The sequence below is a fragment of the Aeromonas mytilicola subsp. aquatica genome, assembly GCF_044336385.1.
GTDB classification, from domain to species: Bacteria; Pseudomonadota; Gammaproteobacteria; order Enterobacterales; family Aeromonadaceae; genus Aeromonas; species Aeromonas rivipollensis.
On sequence record NZ_CP172298.1, the window covers coordinates 2,801,204 to 2,821,013 of the forward strand.

Below are 19,810 nucleotides of genomic sequence, written 5' to 3' on the forward strand. Positions count from 1 at the left end.
CATGGAGTTTTGACAATGCAGTTGCAGCATGGCGTATTTCGTTTGAACCCGATTTTGCTCTCCCTCGGCCTACTGGCCGTACCTGGCCTGGCCCAGGCAGAGTCGGTCAAGGCCAACGAGACCATGGTGGTCACCGCCACCCAGACCAAGCACACCGAGCTGTCCGCCCCGGCCAGCGTCTCGGTGGTGACCCGTGCCGATCTGGACAAGATGAACGTCAACAACATCGGCGATGCCCTCAAGCACGTGCCGGGGGTCAACATAGTCTCCACCAACCCCACCGGCCGCAACGAGATCAAGATCCGTGGCATGGGGGGTGACTACACCCTGCTGCTGATCAACGGCAAGCGGGTCAACGCCCGCGAGACCCTTGGCAGCGCCTACGGCAACGACTTCGACTTGAGCTCCATCCCCATGGCCGCCATCGAGCGCATCGAGGTGATCCGTGGCCCCGTCTCCTCCCTGTACGGGGCAGATGCCCTGGGCGGCGTAGTCAACGTGATCCTGCGCCAGGCCAAGGAGAAGACAGAGGCCGCCGTCGGTTACACCCACAGCATGCCCACCGAGGGTGATGGCGGCGATGCCAACCAGGCCAGCGCCTATGTTTCCGGCGCCCTGATCGACAACAAGCTGCTGGGCAACGTGGTGGTGGAAGGCTATCAGCGCGACAACTGGAAGAGCGATCAGTCCAACAACCCGGACGCCGATGCCCTGGAAAAACGGGAAGTGGTCAACGTGCTGACCAGCCTGAAGTGGCTGGTGGCCGATAACCAGGACATCGACTTCGATCTGGGTTACAACCAGAACGACATGGACAGCTACTTCAACAACGTGCCCCGCGCCCCGACCGCACCGGCCACCCCCCACAACGTGCAGAACCTGGATCGCCTGAGCCTGGGGCTGACCCACAACGGCCGTTGGGAGCACTTCGACAGCCGCGCTCGTTACTACTTCGAGCAAATCGATCTGATGGATGACTCCCAGCTCAATGGCGGCGCCGCCGATGTCACCCAGACCAACAACACGGTTGACGGTCAGGTCAGCGGTTACCTGGGTGATCACCTGCTCACCTCAGGCGCCGAGCTGCGCAAGACAGAGCTGGAGCACAGCCGCAACATCGCCAATGGCAGCGTGGATGCGACCCAGAGCGCCGTCTACCTGCAAGACGAGTTCGGCTTCGGCGATCTGGCCCTGACCCTCTCCGGTCGCCTGGATCACCACGAGACCTATGGCACCGAGTTCAGCCCGCGCGCCTACGCCCTCTACACCCTGACCGACGAGTGGGTGATCAAGGGTGGCGCCGGTAAGGCGTTCAAGGCCCCGACCCTGGCCCAGTCCAGCGAAGGCTTCTCCACCACCGCCTGCCGCGGCGCCTGCCAGGTCATCGGCAACCCGGATCTGAAGCCGGAAACCGCCGTCAGCTATGAGCTGGGCACCGCCTACGAGGCCGCACGCTTCGGCGCCGGGGTGACCGGCTTCCACAACGAGATCGAGGATCTGATCCAGAGCGATCAGTGGGGCCCGGGCTACCGTCCGACCGTGATGACCTACCTCAACGTCAAGGAGGCCCGCATCAAGGGTCTGGAGCTGACCGGCTGGGTCGACGTGCTGGACAACGTGAAGCTGACCGGCAACTTCACCCTGCTGGACTCAGTGGACAGGAGCACTGGGGATGATCTGGCCAAGACCCCGGATCACACCGGCAACCTCGGTCTGGACTGGCAGGCGAGCGAGCTCGTCATCGCCAACCTGGCCTGGCAATATGTCGGCAGCCAGGTGATCAAGGTCCCGGCCCGCAACTCCCAGGCGTTCACCTCCAAGCACTACCAGACCCTGGACGTCAACACCAACTGGACTGTCACCCCGGCGCTGGACTTCAAGCTCGGCATCACCAACCTCACCAACACCAAGCGTGATGAGGTGGCCACCGACGCCGACTTCATCCTGGAAGGACGCACCGTCTACGCTGGCGTAGATTACAAGCTGTAAGCTCTCCCTGCGGGAGCCCCGAGATCGGGGCTCCCTTTTTGCGTTTCTACTGCCCCGTATCAAAGGAGTTGTTGCGTGCTCAGATACCAAGCTCAGCTGTTCTGGCTCGGAGTGCTGCTCCTCATACTGCTGATTTCTCTGTCACTGGCCACAGGCGCCGGTGTCTATGGTGGCCGCGAGGTCGCCGGTTTCCTGCTGGGCGATCCCGCCCTGGTGGCCGATGAAAAACTCGCCATGATAGTCAATACATTGCGATTGCCCCGCACCCTGGCGGCCCTGGTGGTGGGAGTCTGTCTCGCACTCGCCGCCTCCATGCTGCAAAGCGCTACCCGCAACCCCCTGGCCGAACCCGGCCTGCTCGGGGTCAACGCCGGCGCCGTCTTCGCCCTGGTCATCGGCCTCACCTGGTTTGGCGTCGAATCCGCCTACGGCTATCTGCTCTGGTCCGGCATGGGGGCCCTGCTCGGCAACCTCATCGTACTGGGTCTCGGCCTCATGGTGGGGCGCTCCAACCCCCTCAAGCTCATCCTGGTGGGGGTCGCCCTCTCCGCCACCTTCGGCGGCCTCTCCAACTTCCTGCTGCTCTCCAACAAGGTGGTGCTGGAGCAGTTTCGTTTCTGGAACCTGGGGTCGCTGGCCGCCTCCAGCCTCGAGTCCGTGCTGACGGTGATCCCCTTCGCGCTGGCCGCCCTGCTGCTGACCCTGGCGCTCTGCCGCCAGCTCACCCTGATGCAGATGGGGGACAACCAGGCCCAGGCGCTCGGCATACGGCCGACCCGGGTGCGCATCGGCGTGCTGCTGGCCGCCACCCTGTTCACCGCCTGCGCCATCGCCATCGCAGGTCCCATCGGCTTCGTCGGCTTCCTGGCCGCCTACTGCGCCCGCCTGGTGGAGCCGGTGCGCCTGGCCATCCAGGTGCGCTTCTCCGCCCTGTTCGGGGTGCTGTTCCTGCTCGGCGCCGACATACTGGCGCGCTGGCTGCTGCAGCCGTTCGAACTGCCCAACGGCGTCATCCTGGCGCTGATCGGCGCCCCCGTGCTCATCCTGGTGGTGCGCAGCGGCGGCTTCCGCTCCCTGCTGGCCGTCAAATAAGGTGCCCTCCCATGAACAACCCCATGAATGACACCCTGACGGGCACCCTGCCCGAGACCCGACTCCCCACCGGCACCCTCTGCCTGCGCCTCGGCCGCCGCACCCTGCTGCTGGAGCGCCGCGCCTGGCTAATCACCCTCGGGCTAGTGCTCGCCCTCACCCTGCTCTCCCTGTTGGCCCTGACCCTGGGCTCCGGCAAGATCACCATGATGGGGGTCATCCAGACACTGCTTGGGGAGGGAAGCCGGCTCGACCAGGTGACTGTGTTCAAGATCCGGCTGCCGCGCATCGTCGCCGTGCTGGTGGCGGGCGCCGCCATGGGCCTCTCCGGCTGCCTGGTGCAGACCCTGGTCCGCAACCGCCTCGCCACCCCGGACATGATAGGGGTCAACGAGGGGGCGTCCCTTGCCATCATCATCTTCTCCCTCTACCTGACACTGGGCAGCTGGCCCTGGTGGGCCGCCCCCTTCGGCGCCCTGTTTGCCGCCGCCGTACTCTATGCCCTGTGCAACAAGCCGGGGGAGCAGGGCTACCTGTTCGTGGTGATCGGCATCGGCGTCTCCGAGCTGATGAACGCCATCGGCCAGTTCGCCATGTCCACCCAGTCCCTGGTGCACCTCACCAGCCTCTACCTCTGGAACATGGGCAACTTCGTCGGCCAGGGCTATGGCACTGTGCTGCCGGTGGGGATACTGATCCTGCTCATCTGCCCCTGGGTCGTCTATCTCTCCCGCGCCCTCGGCGTGCTGCGTCTCGGGCCCGTCACCGCCAGCACCCTGGGGGTAAACGTCAACCGGGTGCAGCTCGGGGTGCTGGCCCAGGCCATCATAGTCGCGGCCCTTGGCACCGCCATCGGCGGCCCCGTGGTCTTCATCGCCATGGCGGCCCCCATACTCGCATCCTGGCTCTCCCGGGATCGCATAGTGCCGCTCTGGATAGCGGCCCTGTGCGGCGCCCTGATGCTGCTCGCCAGCGACACCCTGGTGCGGGTGCTGGCCAGCCCCCACGAGGTGGCCACCGGCATCATGACCCGTATCCTCGGCGGCCTGTTGCTGCTGTTCATCCTTATCAAAGACAGACAACGGGCGGACTGACCATGCCATTCATCCATTTCCAAGACAGACCGAGGGCCGCCTGATGACGCTCACCGTGAATCGACTCCATTTCGGCTACCAGCACAAGGCCATCTTCAAGGAGATCTCCCTCTCCATCCCCCAGGGCAAGCTGGTGGGCATAGTCGGTCCCAACGGGGGTGGCAAGTCCACCCTGCTCAAACTGCTGGCGGGCCAGGAGCAGCCCCAGTCCGGGGAGATACTGCTCAAGGGCAGGCCCCTCGGTAGCTATGGCATGAAGGCCCTGGCCCGGGAGCTGGCCTACCTGCCCCAGCGCCCCCTGGTACCGCCCGGCATCCGGGTCGAGCAGCTGGTGCAGTATGGCCGCCATCCCCATCAGGGCTGGTTCACCCAGTGGAGCGAGGAGGACGCCCGCATGGTGGACTGGGCCAGGCAGCGGATGCAGCTCGATGCCATCTGGCAGCAGAGCGCCAATTCGCTGTCCGGCGGCCAGGCCCAGCGGGTCTGGCTCGCCATGGTGCTGGCCCAGGATGCGGATCTCATCTTGCTGGACGAGCCCACCAGCGCCCTGGACATAGGCCACCAGACCGAGGTGATGGAGGCTATCCACAGGGTCGCCGCCGAGGGCAAGACGGTGCTCATCGTGATCCATGATCTCGCCACCGCCGCTCGCTACTGCGACGAGCTGATTGCCCTGGGGGACGGCGGTATCCAGGCCATGGGCCCGGCCCGGGAGGTGGTGACCAAGTCCCTGATCGATCGTCTCTACCAGACCGATGTGGACATACTGCACGCCCCCGGCGATGGTGCCCCCGTCATAGTGCCGCGCCGGCGCGGTGAAGAGGTGCCCCACCGGCGCCAGGATACAGCGCCAAGCAAGCAGTCGGCCTGAGAGAGATAGCAAGAAACCGCCTGATGGCGGTTTCTTTGTCTGGGCAGTGACGGAGCGCGAGGGCCCGGGCGCCGCTCACAGCAGCAAGGTGGTGAGCACGCCCCCCGGCAACCGCTGCCAGTTCAGGGTGCAGCGCCAGCCGGCGGGCAGGGTCGGCGTCAGGGGGGCCTTAAGCTCCAGGGTGAGGGTCTGATCCGTCAAGGTGAGCCAGCGGGCATCGAGAAAGTCGAAGTAGCGCCCCACCCTGGGATAGAGCGCCTTGAACAGGCTCTCCTTGGCCGAGAACACCAAGGTCAGCCCCCGGGATCTGTCGAGCCCTACCGCGCGGGCCCCGGCCTCCAGCCGCCCCCACTCATCCTCATCGACTATGCCGGGCCAGAGCTGGCGCCCCTGCTCCGGCCCCAGCCAGGCCTCCAGATCCAGCCCCATCCCCCCCTGGGCGGGGCGCACCCCGCAGAGCGCCACCCCCTGCCCCGCCAGCTGGCTGTGGCTGATGCTCCCCTCCATCCCCTCAGGCCACAGCGGCTCGCGGGCGCTCCCGATGGCCACCCCATGCGCCCCCAGGCCGAAGGGGCACAGGGCCTCGCGGGCCGCGAGGCGTCCCGCCAGAAACTCCCCCAGCCGCTTGGGGGCTGCCCCTTGCAGGCTGGCGGGCAGCGCCATGCCCTGGGCCTCGAAGCAGGCGGGGGTAAAGGCGGCGGCATCGAAGCAGATCCGGTGCAACAGGAGATCAGGGGAGCCCGGCAGCGGCAGGTGCTCCCGTTGCAAAAGGAAGGCGGTAAGAGGGGATAAAGGGGGCATCTGAGCTCCTCGCAATGGAGCCTTATGGTAACAAAACCGCCAGGGCCAGCACCACAAATACAAATGACAATGTTTCTCACTTGCGCTTCTGTGGTAGCATGTCCCAGCCCATTTGGACCCCGGTTTTAGGCTGACTGGCAGGCACGACCAACAGGGGCCGCCCGGCATGGGCCAAGAGTGCCGCCGATTTCACCCATTAAGGATGTAACCATGAAGATCTCCTCCCCCCTGGCCGCCGCGCTCATGCTGGCCAGTCTGGTCGGCTTTCAGGCCCAGGCCGGCACCCGCCAGGTGCTCGATGCCAACGGCCAGTCCCACACTGTCCCCGATGATCCCCGGCGCGTCGTGGTGCTGAGCGAGCTCGATCTCGACAGCGCCCTGACCCTGGGGGTGCAACCGGTCGGCACAGTCAACGGCCGCGGCCAGGGCACCCTGCCCCGCTATCTGCTGGACAAGGCGGGCAAGGCGATCCAGGTGGTCGGGGATCTCGACAACCCCAATCTGGAGAAACTCATCGATCTGGAGCCCGACCTCATCCTCACCGGCCAGACCAAGCCAGAGCTCTTGGCCCTGCTGCAGGAGATAGCCCCCACAGTGGTCACCGGCAACTGGGGCGAGCCCTGGAAAACCGTGTTCAACCGCAGCGCCAATGTGATGAACAAGGAGGCCGAGGCCAAGGCCTTCCTCGCCCGGTATGACGCCCGCCTGGCAGAGGCCCGCAGCAAGCTCGCCAAGCACCAGGGGGAGCAGGTGAGCATAGTGCGCTGGAACCCCAAGGGGCCTAGCTACATGCACGGCGGCACCTTCGCCAGCAGCGTGGTCACCGAGATGGGGCTGGCTCGCCCTGCCCACCAGATAGGCGACAAGAGCCCCCACTCCCCGGCCCTGAGCCTCGAATCCCTCAACCTGCTGGACGGTGACTGGCTGGTGGTCGGCACCCTGAGCGCCAGCGGCGATGCGGTGGATGCCATGAAGCAGGCCGAGCAGACCCCGGCCTTCCAGCAGCTCGGCGCCATCCAGGGCAAGCGCTTCGGTGCCGTGGACGGGTCGCTCTGGACCTCCACCGGCGGCCCCCAGGCGGCACTTAGAGTCATTGAGGATGTCGAGGGGCTGCTCACCAAACCCGATGCGGCCCCCATCACCCAATAAGCCCGCGTGATTGAACGCCAAAAAGGAAGCCCGCATAATGCGGGCTTCTTTGTTTCTCTACGCTTTCGGACAATGCTACTCCGGCAAGGGCAGCGCCTTTCTGTCGAGCTTGCCACTACCAGTCTTGGGCAGGGCATCCAGCAAGAGGATGCGCGCCGGCACCATGTAATGGGGCAGGCTGGCCTGCAGCCCCTTGCGCAGGGCGAGGCGATTGAGGATCACCCCGGCCCTGGCCTCCACGTAGCCCACCAGCATGGCCTCGTCCCCCTCGCCCATCAGGCGCACCGCCGCCTCCTGCACTCCGGGTTGACGGCGAAGGCCAGCCTCCACCTCCCCCAGCTCGATGCGAAAGCCCCGCAGCTTGACCTGATCGTCCCGCCGCCCGAGATAGAGGAAGCTGTCCGCCCCAAGGAGGCGCACCCTATCCCCGGTGCGGTAGAGGCGGTGGCTCTCCAGGCGCAGGAAGGCTGCCGCCGTCAGGGCGGGCTTGCGCCAGTACCCCTCACACAGGGCCGGGCTCTCGATGCAAAGCTCACCGACCTCCCCCTCTGCCACCGGCTGCCCCGCCTCGTCCAGCACCCAGTGGCGGTAGCCGGGCAGGCTGTGGCTGATGGTGATCTGCCCATCGGCCGGGGGCCCGCGCACCTCGCTCACCAGGGACCAGACGGTGGCCTCGGTCGGCCCGTAGCAGTTCCACAGCCGCTGGGTGCGAGTGCAAAGCTGCTCGGCCAGCCCCATATCCAGCGCCTCGCCGCCGCACAGGGCAGTGAGGGTATGGCGTCCCTGCCATCCTGCCTTGAGCAACATGCGCCAGCAGGCCGGGGTGGCCTGCAGGAAGTTAATACTGGGGTCTGCCGCCAGCAGCGCCAGCATCCCCAGGGGATCCTTGTTGTGCTCGCCGCCCGCCACCGTCAGCCGGCCACCGCCCCAGAGCGGCCCCAGCATCTCCAGCAAGGAGATGTCAAAGGCCGGGGTGGTGATAAAGAGCCAATGGCAGTTAGGTGATAGCCCGAACCGCTCGCGGATCCCGTCGAGGAAGCAGAGCAAGGCTCGCCGGCTGATGACCACCCCCTTGGGCTCGCCGGTAGAGCCCGAGGTGAACATCATATAGGCGGCCAGGGCGTCGTCCGCCCTGGGCCAGGAGAGGGTCCCGCCAGGGGCGGGCCCCTTGAGGGAGCGCAGGGGACAACCGAAATCCGGGGTCCCCACCTCGTCATCGCAGATCACCGCCGAGAGCCGGGCCTGACGGGTTATCCCCTGCAGCCGCTCCACCGGGAAATCCGGCTCCAGCGGCACAAAGGTGAGGCCGAGCCGCAGGCAGGCCAGCAGGCTGGCCACCAGATCCGGGCTGCGCGCCAGATAGAGGCCAACCCGCTCTCCCACCGCCAGCCCCTGCAGGCGGGCGGCGACTTGCTCGACCCGCCCATTGAGCGCCCCGTAGCTGAGCCAGGGCTCTGCTGTCTCAGACTCACTTCTGCCAGCCCCGCCCAGGCGGATGGCGGGGGCCAGCGGGGTGGCGGCAAGGCAAGCCGCCAGCCGAGAGCCGAGGGAGTGCTCCCTTGCCCCGACCCCCTTGCCTGAGCCTATCGCCATCGTCATAGCACCTCCTCGGGCTGGCGCACCAGCCAATGGTTGAACAGCCGGCAGGGGGAGCCGTATGTCTTGAGATCCCCCAGGCTGAGGGGGGCCCGCCCATCGGCAAAGGCTTCATTGAGGGCCGCCAGCAGGGCAAGCTGCTGCACCGAGTCCACCCCCAGATCCATCAAGGTCTGCTGCCAGACACCGGACACGCCGCACTGGCGCTCCCACAGAGCCACCAGGGCGCGGGCCGCCGCAGGGGCGTCAGCCGGATAGGGCTCAGCCCCTGCGGCGCGCGCGGCCACCTGTGCCCTCAGACTCAGCGCCTCGGGTCTGGCCGATTGAGCCAGGCTCACCTGCGCCAGCCATTCCAGCTCTCTTATCCAGGCGGCCAGCACGGCTTCAGCCTTCACCATGGGGATCAGATCCCCGTCGAACTCGAGGCGCAGGTTGAGCTGGCCGCCCCGGGCGTTTACCACCAGGGAGAGCGGAAGCTCCACCTTCTCCACCACAGTGCCAAACTGCGGCACCAGCTGATGGGGCTCGGGGGCAGCAGGCGCCGCCGGCATGGGGTAGTTCTCGAACACGAACAGGCTCTGGAAGAGACGCGATCTACCTTTCGTCAGTGCCGCCAGCGACTGGGTGCCGTGCTCATTGAGGGCCATCAAATCCGTCTGCAACTGGGCGATATGCTCGGCCAGGCTCAGCTCGGTGCGCCAATCCAGGCTGAGCGGCAGGCTGTTGATGTAGAGGCCGACGCTCTGGGTGATCCCCTCGATGGGGAAATCCCGGCCCGGCGTCACGTTGCCCACCAGGGTGATGTCGTCGCCACAGCGGCGGGCCAGCAACCGATGCCAGGCATATTGGGCCAGCAGCCCCGGGGTCACCCCGAGCGCCCGGGCACGGGCCTCCAGTTGAGCCGACACGTGCGGCGCCAGGGTCTGGCCGCACACCGCAGGCCTATGTTGCGTATAGCGCTGGGTCAGCTGCGGCTCCAGCGCCACCCCGAACAGGCGGGAGAGATCATTGGGTTTGGCCAGCAAATCGCCACGCCCCTGCCAGTAGGCCTCAGCTGCGCTGGCCTGGCTCGCCATATGGCGGCCGAATTCGAGCCAGGCGGTATCCGGCTCTGCCTGGGGCTGCTGGCCCTTCATCAGTTGCTGATAGTGACTGTGCAGGCTGCCCAGCAACACAGGGCCGCTCCAGCCATCCAGCACGCAGTGATGGGCGCTGAAGATCATCTTGTGGTGATCGGGGGCCAGTTTGAAGCAGGCGACCCGCAGCAAGGGGGCCGCATCCAGCGCTATGGGCCGGGCCAGATCCTGCTGGCGATAGGCCGCGATATGGGCCTCGGCCTGCGCATCCCCCACCAGATCCTGATAGTGGAACGGCAGCTCGGCCCGTTGCAGGATGCGCTGCAACACGACCCCGTCCGCCAGCACCAGTTCGCTGCGAAGGGCCGGCCAGCGGGCGATCTGCCCCTGCCAGGCCTGGCAATAGACCGCCAGATCCAGCGGCTGGTGATAGTCGATCTCGGTCTGCAGGTGGTAAGCCGTGTCACGAGGCGCCAGCGCCCTGTGATAGAGCATGCTCTGCTGCAGCGAGGTCATGGGCAGCAGTGTCTCCACCTCGCGCCCGCTCAGCACCCGATCCAGCGCCCCTTGCGAGAGGCCAAGCCCCGGGAAGTCGCTCGGGGTGTGGCGCGGAGCGCTCACCTCACAGCAGTGATCCACCAGGGCACGCAGGTTGGCAGCCAATCTCACCATCAGGGCATCGCTCCCTTGCTGGTTGAGGGCACCGACCTGGCGCAGGGTGAGGCAGCCGTCATAGACGCCCCCGTGCAGGCTGATGAGCTCCCGCGGCAGGTTGTCCGGTGAGGAGGGCGCCCCCGGCGCCATGGGCAGGGGCTGCCAGGGCTGACCTGCAACGCCCTGATGGCTGACCCCCAGGTAGTTGAAGACGATGAGGGCTTCGGGCAGCTCCCAGCCACGGGGATGGTGCAGACGCAGGGCGTTGAAACCCACCCCCTTGTCCGGCACGGCCCGCAACCGCTCCTTGGTGGCGCACACCAGCGCATCCCACTCTGGCTCATCGGCCAGCGCCAGCGGATAGGTGCTGGTGAACCAACCCAGGGTGCGGCTCACGTCGAGCTCAGCATCGATGGCCTCACGGCCGTGCCCTTCCAGCATCACGCAGTGGCGTGCGCCATAACCCAGCTCGCTCAGGGTACGGGTCAGGGCCGCCAGCAGCAGGTCGGGCACCCGGGTGAAGAAGGCCTGATTGGCCGGGTCTATCAAACGGGCCGTGGTCTCCTTGTCCAGTTGCAGCAGGCTGGCGGCGGCGCGGCCATCGGCGGCGCGCGCCGCTTCCAGCAGGTGACCTTGGCTGCCTTCCCCCTGAGCCAGCCAGAAGCCAAGCTGATCCTCTTCCCGTTTGGCGTAGGCCGCGAGCCCCTCGCCCCACTGGCGATAGCTGCTGCCTTTGGCGGGCAGGGGCTCGCCCCTGCTCACCCGTGCCAGATCTTCGGCCAGGATGCGCCAGGAGACGGCATCTATGACCAGGTGATGGAAGGCGAGGAAGAGCCCCTCCACCGGATCGGCCTCACCCTCTATGGCCAAGTTGCGCAGGCGGGCCCAGGCCAGGGTGTGGCCGCTGGCGGGATCGAAATCTCCCTGCAGCTCGGTCAGGCGGGCCTGCAGCCCGACCTCATCGAGATTGGCGGCATCCAGGGTCGGCAGCGGCGGCAATGGCAGTTCGGCCAGGTAGCGCTGACCGGCCGGGGTGACCGCCAGGCGCAGGACATCGTGGTGCTGGCGAAGGGCATCCAGCCAGCCGCGCAGGGTCTCATCCTCCACCCCGGCCGGCAGGCGCAGGATCACCCCCTGGTTCCAGTGACCGGACTTGGCAAAGTCCTGCTCGAAGAACCAGTGCTGGATGGGATGGAGCGGGAACTCGCCGGTCAGGCTGCCCTGCTCGCTCCTGTGGCTGACTGCCTGCTGCTGGCCGAGCTGGCCGAGCTGGCGGCAGAGGCGGCGCACCGTTTTGGCTTCGAACACGTCCTTCACGCTGCAGTGCAGCCCCGCATCCCGCAGCCTGGTGGTGAGCTGGATGCTGAGGATGGAATCCCCCCCTAGGCGGAAGAAGTCATCCTCCACTCCGAGGGGCTGTTTCAGCACCCCTTGCCAGATGGCGAGCACAGTCTGCTCCAGCTCGCTCTGCGGCTCCCCCTTGCTCTCCTGCCACTGGATGGCGGGCAGGCGGCGCAGGTCCAGCTTGCCGTTGGGGGTGAGCGGCATCTCGGAAAGCCAACAGAGCCGCGCCGGCACCATGTATTCCGGCAGCTGTTCACCGGCCCGTTGCAACAGGGCCTCGCCGTCCGGCTCGCTCGCCTCCTCATGCAGGCAGGCATACGCCAGCAGACGCCCCTCCTGCACCACCACCTTGATCTGGCGGATGGCCGGGCACAATTCGGCAAGCCGGGTCTCTATTTCCCCCGGCTCGATGCGATAGCCCCGCAGCTTGATCTGCTCGTCAATCCGGCCCAGATATTGGATGTTGCCGTCGCGGCGCCTGAGCGCCCGATCGCCGGTGCGGTAGAGGCGGTAAGTGCGGGTATCCGTGTCTTCATCAAGCGCCAGCTCGATAAAAGTCTCTTGAGTACGCTCAGGCAGATTGAGGTAGCCACGAGCAAGACCCAGACCACTCAGGCAGAGCTCACCGGGCACACCCACGGGGCAGAGGTTGCCCGCCTCGTCCAGGATCAGCGCCTTCAGGTTGTTGACGGGTCGACCTATGGTGATGGGCGCACCCGGGGTGAGTCGCGCACAGAGCGCGGTGACGGTGCACTCGGTGGGGCCGTACATGTTGAAGAGTGCCACTCGCTCCCCCCAACGCTCCACCAGGCTGCTCGGACACGCCTCTCCGCCAAAGCCGATGGCCTTGAGGGAACCGAGATCGGTCGGTGGCAGCAGGTTCGCCAGCAGGGCGGTGGGCAGGATCATATGGCTGGCACCACTTTTGATCGCGGCCGTGATGGCCCCCTCTCCCGGCTCGCCGAAATGCAGGGCCGCGCCGCAGTAAAGCGGCAGCAGAGTGGTCATGTTGCCCGCATCGAACGACAGGGACATGCAGTTGAACATGGCCCCATTCTGATCAAGAGCGATGCGCTCACCGTGATCCGCCATCAGGTTGACCAGGCTGCCCTGCTCCACCATGACCCCCTTGGGCAGACCGGTGCTGCCGGAGGTATAGATGATCTGGGCCAGCATGGCGGCGTCCCGAGGCTGTGCAGGCGTGCTGGTTGGCATCTTGTCCAGCGCAAGCTGGTGCAGGTCGTGATACTCGGCGGCCGTACCCGCCAGCGCCTCGCCAAGCCGGGCATCCGGCACGCCACCCAGCACCAGCCCAATACCAGCATCGGTGAGGATATGGGCCAGCCGCTCGGCGGGATAGGCAGGGTCGAGGGGCACATAGGCCGCCCCCGCCTTCCAGCAGGCGAGCAGGGTGATGACGAAGGCGACATCCCGTTTGGCCTGGATGCCGATGGCGGCGCCCGGGGTGACGCCCTGGGCCTGCAGCCAGTAGGCCAGCCGGTTGGCGCGTACCTCCAGCTCGCCATAAGTCAACGCCTCCGCGCCGTCACTCACCGCCAGGGCGTCGGGACGCTCCGCCGCGCGGCGTTCGATATGGCAGAGCAGGGTGTCGCGGTTGTGGTAGTCCCGTGGCAGGTCAGCCAGCTCGGCGGCCAGCGCTGCCCTGTCTGTGCCCGCCTCCAGCGGCAACTGCCAGATCTCGGTCTCGGGGGCCGCCACCACAGCGCGCATCAGGTGCAGCAGGCGATCGGCGTAAGCCTGGATGGTCTCTCGCTCGAACAGGGCGGTGGCAAACAGCCAGTCCACCCTGACGGAGTCCATCAGCTCGGTCACCTTGACCGAGATGTCGGTCTTGGCCGGCAGCACGGGGGAGGTCTCCTCCACCAGCTGGCAGCCGGGGATGAGATCGTTGAAGTCCACCTTGGCCTGATAGACCAACATGATCTGGAAGATGGGGTTGATGGCGGTGGTGCGATCGGCGCCTATGGCCTCGGCCAGCGCCTCGAAGCGGTAGAGCTGGTGATCGAAGGCCGCCAGATCCTCCTCCCGGCACTGCTGCAGATAGTCGACAAAGCTGGGCCGCCCCGCCAACTGCGTTCTCAGCACCAGGGTATTGACGAAAAAGCCCACCAGGGACTCGATTTCGTGGCGCTCGCGATAGGCGAGCGGGGTACCGATCACCACCTCCTTCTCGCCGCTCTGGCGCACCATCAGCAGGGCAAAGAGGGCGTGCAGACCGATGAAGTTGGAGGTGCTGTGGCGCTGACAGAGGCGCTTGAAGCTCTCCCACAGCCCGTTGTCTATGGTGGAGAAGACCAGCTCGCCGCCGCTGGTCTGATGGGCCGGGCGGGGCTTGTCGAGCGGCAGGCCATGCACCTCGGGGCTGCCACCGAGCCTGTCCACCCAGAACGGCTTGAACTCGGCGTGATAATCGAGAAAACGCGGCGAGTTGAACCAGCGGGCATAGTCGATGTAGGTGAGCGGCAGCTCGGGCACGCTCAAGGGCGCACGGTTCTGATGAGCAAGAAAGGCACGCTTCAAGTCCGCAAACATGTTCTTGACCGACCAGCCGTCGGAGATGATGTGGTGCTGGGTGATCAGCAGCACGTGCTCGCGGCTGCCGAGGCGAATGAGGTGCACCCGGCTCAAGTCCCCTTGGGTCAGGGAGAAGGGGCGCCCGATCTCCTCGCATACCCGCCTGGCCACATAGGCCTCCCGCTCGGCTGCGGGCTGCTCACTCACGTCCTCGATCTGCAGCTTGAAGGGCGTGTGGGGCAGGATCTCCTGCGCCCCCCTGCCCGCCTCGTCCTTGATGAAGCGGGTACGCATGCTGGGGTGGCGGGCAAACAGGTGGTCGAAGGCAAACTCCAGCGCCGCCGTGTCCAGCTCGCCGCAGACCCTGAAGTAGACCGGCATGTTGTAGAGGTGGGAGGCCTCCTCGTACTGCTCGATAAACCAGAGCCCGCTCTGGGACGAGGAGAGCGGCCCCTGCCGGGCGCCCTCGGCATCAGGTTGCGCAAGAATGGGCGCCTCGAAGGCGGCACGGGCCGCCAGGCAGCGTACCAGCTCATCCTTGTGGGCCTTGATGGTGGCGCCGATGGCCGGCGTCACCGCCTCCTTGCTCGACTGGGAGATAAGCTGGCCCTTGTCGTTCAGAGCCAGCTTGACCCCCTGCCGTTCCAGCTGTTTCAACAGCAAAATCATATTGTTCATTTGTACCTCAGACAGCCGGCGTGGCGCGATAGGAAGAAAAACCGTCCTGCCCCTTCTCATTCAGGGCGAGCTTGACGCTCTGACCGTCCAGGCGTTTCAACAGCAAAATCATATTGTTCATCTGTTTCTCAAGCCTCAGGCACTCAGGGTGGCGCCGCCGTCGACGACCAGATCCTGCAGCGTGATGTGGCTGGCCAAGTCCGAGGCCAGGAAGAGGACGGTATGGGCGATCTCCGCCGGGGTGGCTACCTTGTGCAAGGGGATACCGAGCTTGAACTGATCCGGCAGCCCGGCAATGGTGCGGGCCATGGCCTCCTCGTTCGGCAGCATGCCGCGCAGCATGGGGGTATCCGTCGAGCCCGGCGACACCAGGTTGACCCGCACGCCGAAGGGGGCCAGCTCCAGTCCCACCGTCTGGGTCAGGCTGGTGACCGCCGCCTTGGAGGCGCAGTAGGCCGCCATCTGCATGCGCGGCACATGAGCCGCGTTGGAGCCTATGGTGACGATGGCACCGCGCTGCTGCCCCTTGAAGTGGGGCACCAGGGCCCGCAGCAGATAGAAGACGCCGCTGGCGTTGACCGTCATGCAGTCGTGCCAGTCGTCATCGCTCAGGGCTTCGGTGGGGCCGAGGCGCAGCACCCCGGCCCCGTTGACCAGCACATCCAGCCCGCCGTCCGTCAGCAGCGCTGCGCAGCAGGCGTTGACCGCCTTCGAGTCGCCAATATCGAGCAGCCGGGTGGCATAGAGGTAGTCGGCTTCAGGAAACGCCAGATCCAGCCCCACCACGGACGCGCCGGCCGCCACGAACTGCTCCGCCACCTCGCGCCCTATGCCACGGCCAGCCCCGGTCACCCAGACCCGCTTGCCACTAAAATCAAACGCCACTGCTTGTTGCTCCTTGCTCATCACCACACCATCTCCATGCTCTCTTCATCCTCGGTCAGCTTGCCGTCGAGGAAGCGGCAGAAGTCGTCCAGACGGGGGTGGTCGAACACATCGGAGACCTTGACCTGCACCCCGAACTCGGCGCCGAGCCGGTTCACTATCTGTATGGTCTGCAGGGACTGGCCCCCCAGTTCGAAGAAATTGTCCGCAGGCGCCATGGTGGCCAGCCCCAGGATCTGCTGCCAGATGGCGCCGACCCGGTTCTCGGTTTCACTGCCGAGGGTCAGTGCCTCATCCGTAGACTGGTACTGAGCCAGCAGGGCCTTGCGATCCAGCTTGTTGGAGCCGGTGCGGGGCAGCTGGTCATAGTGGCGATAGTCGGTGGGGATCATGGCGGCGGGCAGCACCCTGGCCAGCTGCGCCTTGATGGCCCGGCTGTCGCGCTCCGGCCCCGCCACGAAGGCCACCAGCCGGCGCACGCTGCCTATGCTCACCCCCTGCACGCAGGCCTCGTCCACCCCGGGCAGGGCCAGCAGCTGGGCCTCCACCTCGCCGGGCTGAATGCGATAGCCGCTTATCTTGAATTCGTTGTCGCGCCGACCGAGGTAGACCAGCCGACCGGCCACCAAGCACACCCGATCGCCGGTGCGATAGACAGGCACATCCTCCTCACCGATCCGCAGGGTGCCAAAGCTGCCTTGTACGCCCCCCACGTAGCCGTTGGCCAGCTGCGGGCCGAGCAGCACCAGCTCACCCTCGATGGCGGGTTGCTCCCCCGCCCCCAGAATGAGCGCCTGCATGCCGGGCAGCGGCAGGCCGATAGGCAACTGGGCCAGGCTCGGGTCTTCCTGTTGCAGCTCCTGGGTGGTCACCACCACTGTGGTTTCGGTGGGGCCGTAGGTGTTGAAGAGGCGCACATCGGAGCGGCCCTGGCGCTGCCACTGGGCCAGCTGCTCGGGGTAGACCGCCTCACCGCCGATGATGACGCTGGCCAGCCCGGAAGGTATGTGGGCCTGGCCCGCCGTCAGCGCCACCACCCACTCGTTCCAGAAGGCGGTGGGCAGGTCGAGGTGGGTGATTTCCATCTGCTCCACCCCGGCCGCAAAGGCGGGCATGGATTCGAGCAGGGCGTCGGTGCGCAGCACCAGGGTGGCACCGGCGCTCAGGGTGGCGAACACCTCCTCGATGCTGGCGTCGAAGTTGAAGGGGGCGAATTGCAACATCCGCGCTCCTTCATCCAGGTGATAACGGCAGCGGGCGGCGGCGGCGAAGTGATCCAGGGCGCCGTGGCTGACCGCCACCCCCTTGGGCAGACCGGTCGAGCCCGAGGTGAACATCAGGTAGGCGACGGCGCGGCCGGCGGCCGGCTGGTTGAGCCGATCGCCACTCACCAGATCCCCCGCCAGGAGCGTACGTCCCTCAAACAGGCTGGCCAGCTTGTGGCGGTACTCGGCCTGGGTGATCAGGGTCTTGACCTCCCCCAGCCGCAGGATATGGCCCTGGCGCTCCAGCGGCTGCTCGGGGTCGAGCGGCACGTAGACGGCGCCGGCCAGCAGCACCGCCAGCTGGGCGAAGATGGCCTGGGGGGTGCGGGCCAGCATGACGCCGACTCTGTCCCCCGGCTGCACGCCGGACGCCTGCAGGGCCGCAGCCATCTGTTCGGATCTGGCCAGCAGCGCCTCGTAGCTGAAGCGGGCCTCTCCCTGCTCCGTGCTCTGAATCAAGGCAATCTTGTGCGGGGTCTGGGCGGCGAAGTGGCAGAGCGCCTCCAGCACCGGCCGCACCTGGAGAGCTTCATGGGTGGGTCCAACAATCAGCTCCTTGGCTCGCTGCTCGGCCAGCCAGTCGGCCTTGAGGCTGCCCAGGGTCTGGGCGGGCTCGGCGAGCCAGCGTCCCAGCAGGGCAAACAGGGTATCGGCGATGGCCGCCAGATCCCCCTGCTGGTAGCAGCCAGGGTTGGCGTCCAGATCCAGGCGTGGCTGGCCATCGGCGCCGACCTGCACCTCTATGGTGAGATCCTCCACCGGGCCGGCGCTGATGTTGAGAATATGGGCACTGAGGGGGCCAAACCGGCGGGCATGATCGAACGGCATGATGTTGACCAGGGGGCCGAACAGCCGCTTGACGCCCCCCACCAGGCCAAGGTCTCGGCGCAGCAGCTCGTAGCGGTAGTGCTGGTGCTTGCGCACGCCGCGCTTGGCCTTGGCCACGGCGCCGGCCGCCCCCGCCAGATCCAGTTCTTCACCAAGATCGAGGGCAAGGGGGGTGATGTTCATCTGCATGCAGGGCACTGTCAGGGACGCCGAGCCGATGCGGTTCATCATCATCAGGCCGAGCAAGATCTGGCCCTGGCCGCTTGCCAAGGAGAGCTGGGCCGAGAGGCCGGCCAGCAGCAGATCGGGCCAGCCCAGCTTGTGCTCGTCGGCAAAGCCGGTCAGGGATTGCCAGAGCGCCGCGGGCAGCGGGCGGCTCTCGCGGATAAACTCGGCGGCAATCGGCGCCCTAGACTCGCCAAAGGATTTCACCTCGGGCCAAGCCTGCAATTGCTCCTGCCAGAAGCTGCGGGCGGCGGCGTTCTTGCCGCTCTCCTCGCGGCTCGCCTCTTCGGCCAGCACCTCAGCCAAGGAGCCGAAGGGGGATGGGGAGTTCATCTCACCGACCAGCCCCTCTGCATACAGCTCGGCGATGCGCTGGAACAGCAAGGTGGTGCCAAAGCCATCGAGAGCGATGTGGTGCACGCAGCTGTAGAGGTAATCGCTGCCGGGGCCGCGCAGCAGGGCGAAGCGGCAGGGAGCCTCTTCAGTCAGTTTGAACGGGCGGCGCAGATCGGCCCAGGCCCAGCCGCAGGCGACGACCTCGTCATCGCTTTCAAGGTTCACCTCGTCATAGGCGAGTGGCGCCTCGTCCGAGACGAAGCAGACCGCCTCCCCATCGTCTTCGAAGTGGCCCTGCAGCGCCTCGCACTCCCCTACAGCCCGGGTGAGGGCGGCCACCAGCACGGCAGCCTCGACCTTGCCGTCGAAGGCGATGCACTCGGCGGTGTTGAACATCGCCTTGTCGTCATTGAGCAGATGTCCGGACCAGAGCCCCTGCTGGGGTATGGTCAGAGGGAAGCGGCTCATTGCACCACCTCCAGGTTTTTTTGCTCGGCCAGCTTGGCGTCGATCAGGCGCCACCAGCCGTTGAGGGTCGGCAGCTTGGCCAAGTCCACGAAGCCCAGCTCCACCCCGGCGGCGCGCCACTCGGTGAGCAGGGACATGATACGCACCGAATCCAGGCCGTAGTCGATGAGGTTCTCGTCAGGGTCAAACTCCCCTTCCTCCTCGTCGATATGGCTCAGCAGCCGCGCCTTGAGCCCCTCATACGTCAACAACGGATTGGTGAGCAATGGATTGCTCTGGGCGGCAGAAGCAGAAGCTGGGGCAAGGGCCAGCACCTCCTCGCAGGGGATCACCTTGCCGCAACGGGTCGCCACGTAGTCGAGCGCCATCTGGTGGTCGGCCAGGGAGAAGTCTGCCACCCCGTCCGCCAGGAAGAAGGGCTGGATGTCGCGCATGAAGGCGTCGCAGGCGGTCATCATGCAGCCGATGTGGCCGTAGATGCCGCCTATGATGAGCTGATCCCGCCCCTGCTCTTTGAGCATCTGTTCGAGCTCGGAGCGCTGGAAGGCGCTGTAGCGCCACTTGACCAACACAATATCGTCAGGCTCCGGACGCAGCCCTGCCACCACCTGTTGCAACTCGGGGCTCTTGTTCAGACCCGGGCCCCACATGTCATTGAGCAGGGCGCGATCTTCGGGGGATTGATCCTTGGGCTGGGCGGTGTAGAAGACCGGAATGCCGAGGGCCTTGCACTGCTTGCGCACGGCGACCAGGCGCTCGGTCAGGGCCGCGATCAGCGGGCTGTTCTCGCCATAGAAGGCGGTGAAGTACTCCTGCATGTCGTGGATCAGCAGGGCGGCGCGTTTGGGATCCAGGGTCCAGTCGACCTTGTTGGCCTTCCACTGGCTGGGCATGGCGTAGTTGTTCAGGGTTGGGATAGCCATA

The 19,810-nt window shown here is 66.3% G+C and carries 11 protein-coding genes; 5 read left to right on the forward strand and 6 right to left on the reverse strand.

Going from position 1 to position 19,810, the window contains the following annotated elements; all coding sequences use genetic code 11:
• Positions 1 to 15: 15 nt before the first annotated feature.
• The 4 genes from ACFWHB_RS12840 to ACFWHB_RS12855 all read left to right on the forward strand — a co-directional run bounded on the left by ACFWHB_RS12840 (position 16) and on the right by ACFWHB_RS12855 (position 5,046).
• Positions 16 to 1,989 (forward strand): siderophore amonabactin TonB-dependent receptor, encoded by a 1,974-nt coding sequence (locus ACFWHB_RS12840; RefSeq protein WP_395948567.1) that lies wholly within the window; start codon positions 16 to 18, stop codon positions 1,987 to 1,989.
• Between the two features lie 75 nt (positions 1,990 to 2,064).
• Positions 2,065 to 3,081 (forward strand): amonabactin ABC transporter permease subunit 2, encoded by a 1,017-nt coding sequence (locus ACFWHB_RS12845; protein WP_395948568.1) that lies wholly within the window; start codon positions 2,065 to 2,067, stop codon positions 3,079 to 3,081.
• Positions 3,082 to 3,092: 11 nt separating this feature from the next.
• Complete coding sequence (locus tag ACFWHB_RS12850; protein ID WP_395948569.1) at positions 3,093 to 4,175, forward strand: amonabactin ABC transporter permease subunit 1; 1,083 nt, start codon at positions 3,093 to 3,095, stop codon at positions 4,173 to 4,175.
• Between the two features lie 43 nt (positions 4,176 to 4,218).
• Complete coding sequence (locus ACFWHB_RS12855) at positions 4,219 to 5,046, forward strand: amonabactin ABC transporter ATP-binding protein (protein ID WP_395948570.1); 828 nt, start codon at positions 4,219 to 4,221, stop codon at positions 5,044 to 5,046.
• Between the two features lie 75 nt (positions 5,047 to 5,121).
• Here the strand turns inward: ACFWHB_RS12855 and ACFWHB_RS12860 are convergent, their stop codons facing one another.
• Positions 5,122 to 5,847: a 4'-phosphopantetheinyl transferase family protein gene (locus ACFWHB_RS12860; RefSeq protein ID WP_395948571.1), complete on the reverse strand. Its 726-nt coding sequence runs from the start codon at positions 5,845 to 5,847 to the stop codon at positions 5,122 to 5,124.
• A 210-nt stretch (positions 5,848 to 6,057) separates the two neighbouring features.
• On the opposite strand from ACFWHB_RS12860, the gene ACFWHB_RS12865 reads away from it, so the two are divergent.
• Positions 6,058 to 6,996 (forward strand): ABC transporter substrate-binding protein, encoded by a 939-nt coding sequence (locus ACFWHB_RS12865; protein WP_395948572.1) that lies wholly within the window; start codon positions 6,058 to 6,060, stop codon positions 6,994 to 6,996.
• Positions 6,997 to 7,071: 75 nt separating this feature from the next.
• Here ACFWHB_RS12865 and ACFWHB_RS12870 read toward each other — a convergent pair whose 3' ends face one another.
• The 5 genes from ACFWHB_RS12870 to amoB form a co-directional block, all read right to left on the reverse strand.
• Positions 7,072 to 8,595: an amino acid adenylation domain-containing protein gene (locus tag ACFWHB_RS12870; RefSeq protein WP_395948573.1), complete on the reverse strand. Its 1,524-nt coding sequence runs from the start codon at positions 8,593 to 8,595 to the stop codon at positions 7,072 to 7,074.
• The gene (gene amoG, locus ACFWHB_RS12875; RefSeq protein WP_395948574.1) at positions 8,592 to 14,879 is read right to left on the reverse strand and encodes an amonabactin biosynthesis non-ribosomal peptide synthetase AmoG; all 6,288 of its coding nucleotides are present in this window, start codon (positions 14,877 to 14,879) and stop codon (positions 8,592 to 8,594) included. Before amoG ends, ACFWHB_RS12870 begins: the two co-directional genes overlap by 4 nt.
• A gap of 135 nt (positions 14,880 to 15,014) precedes the next feature.
• Positions 15,015 to 15,764, reverse strand: coding sequence for an amonabactin biosynthesis protein AmoA (gene amoA / locus ACFWHB_RS12880; RefSeq protein WP_395950202.1), 750 nt, complete (start codon positions 15,762 to 15,764; stop codon positions 15,015 to 15,017).
• A 20-nt stretch (positions 15,765 to 15,784) separates the two neighbouring features.
• Positions 15,785 to 18,886: an amonabactin biosynthesis non-ribosomal peptide synthetase AmoF gene (amoF, locus tag ACFWHB_RS12885; protein WP_395948575.1), complete on the reverse strand. Its 3,102-nt coding sequence runs from the start codon at positions 18,884 to 18,886 to the stop codon at positions 15,785 to 15,787.
• Positions 18,883 to 19,809, reverse strand: coding sequence for an amonabactin biosynthesis bifunctional protein AmoB (gene amoB / locus ACFWHB_RS12890; protein WP_395948576.1), 927 nt, complete (start codon positions 19,807 to 19,809; stop codon positions 18,883 to 18,885). The genes amoF and amoB overlap by 4 nt, the downstream gene beginning before the upstream one ends.
• Between the last annotated feature and the right edge of the window lies 1 nt (position 19,810).

What these genes read in the sequence shown, in the direction of transcription:
- amoB (WP_395948576.1), bottom strand. Translation starts at nt 19,809, where the DNA reads ATGGCTATCCCAACCCTGAACAACTACGCCATGCCCAGCCAGTGGAAG.
- ACFWHB_RS12855 (WP_395948570.1), top strand. Translation starts at nt 4,219, where the DNA reads ATGACGCTCACCGTGAATCGACTCCATTTCGGCTACCAGCACAAGGCC.
- amoG (WP_395948574.1), bottom strand. Translation starts at nt 14,879, where the DNA reads ATGAACAATATGATTTTGCTGTTGAAACAGCTGGAACGGCAGGGGGTC.
- ACFWHB_RS12870 (WP_395948573.1), bottom strand. Translation starts at nt 8,595, where the DNA reads ATGACGATGGCGATAGGCTCAGGCAAGGGGGTCGGGGCAAGGGAGCAC.
- ACFWHB_RS12840 (WP_395948567.1), top strand. Translation starts at nt 16, where the DNA reads ATGCAGTTGCAGCATGGCGTATTTCGTTTGAACCCGATTTTGCTCTCC.
- amoF (WP_395948575.1), bottom strand. Translation starts at nt 18,886, where the DNA reads ATGAGCCGCTTCCCTCTGACCATACCCCAGCAGGGGCTCTGGTCCGGA.
- ACFWHB_RS12865 (WP_395948572.1), top strand. Translation starts at nt 6,058, where the DNA reads ATGAAGATCTCCTCCCCCCTGGCCGCCGCGCTCATGCTGGCCAGTCTG.
- ACFWHB_RS12850 (WP_395948569.1), top strand. Translation starts at nt 3,093, where the DNA reads ATGAACAACCCCATGAATGACACCCTGACGGGCACCCTGCCCGAGACC.
- ACFWHB_RS12860 (WP_395948571.1), bottom strand. Translation starts at nt 5,847, where the DNA reads ATGCCCCCTTTATCCCCTCTTACCGCCTTCCTTTTGCAACGGGAGCAC.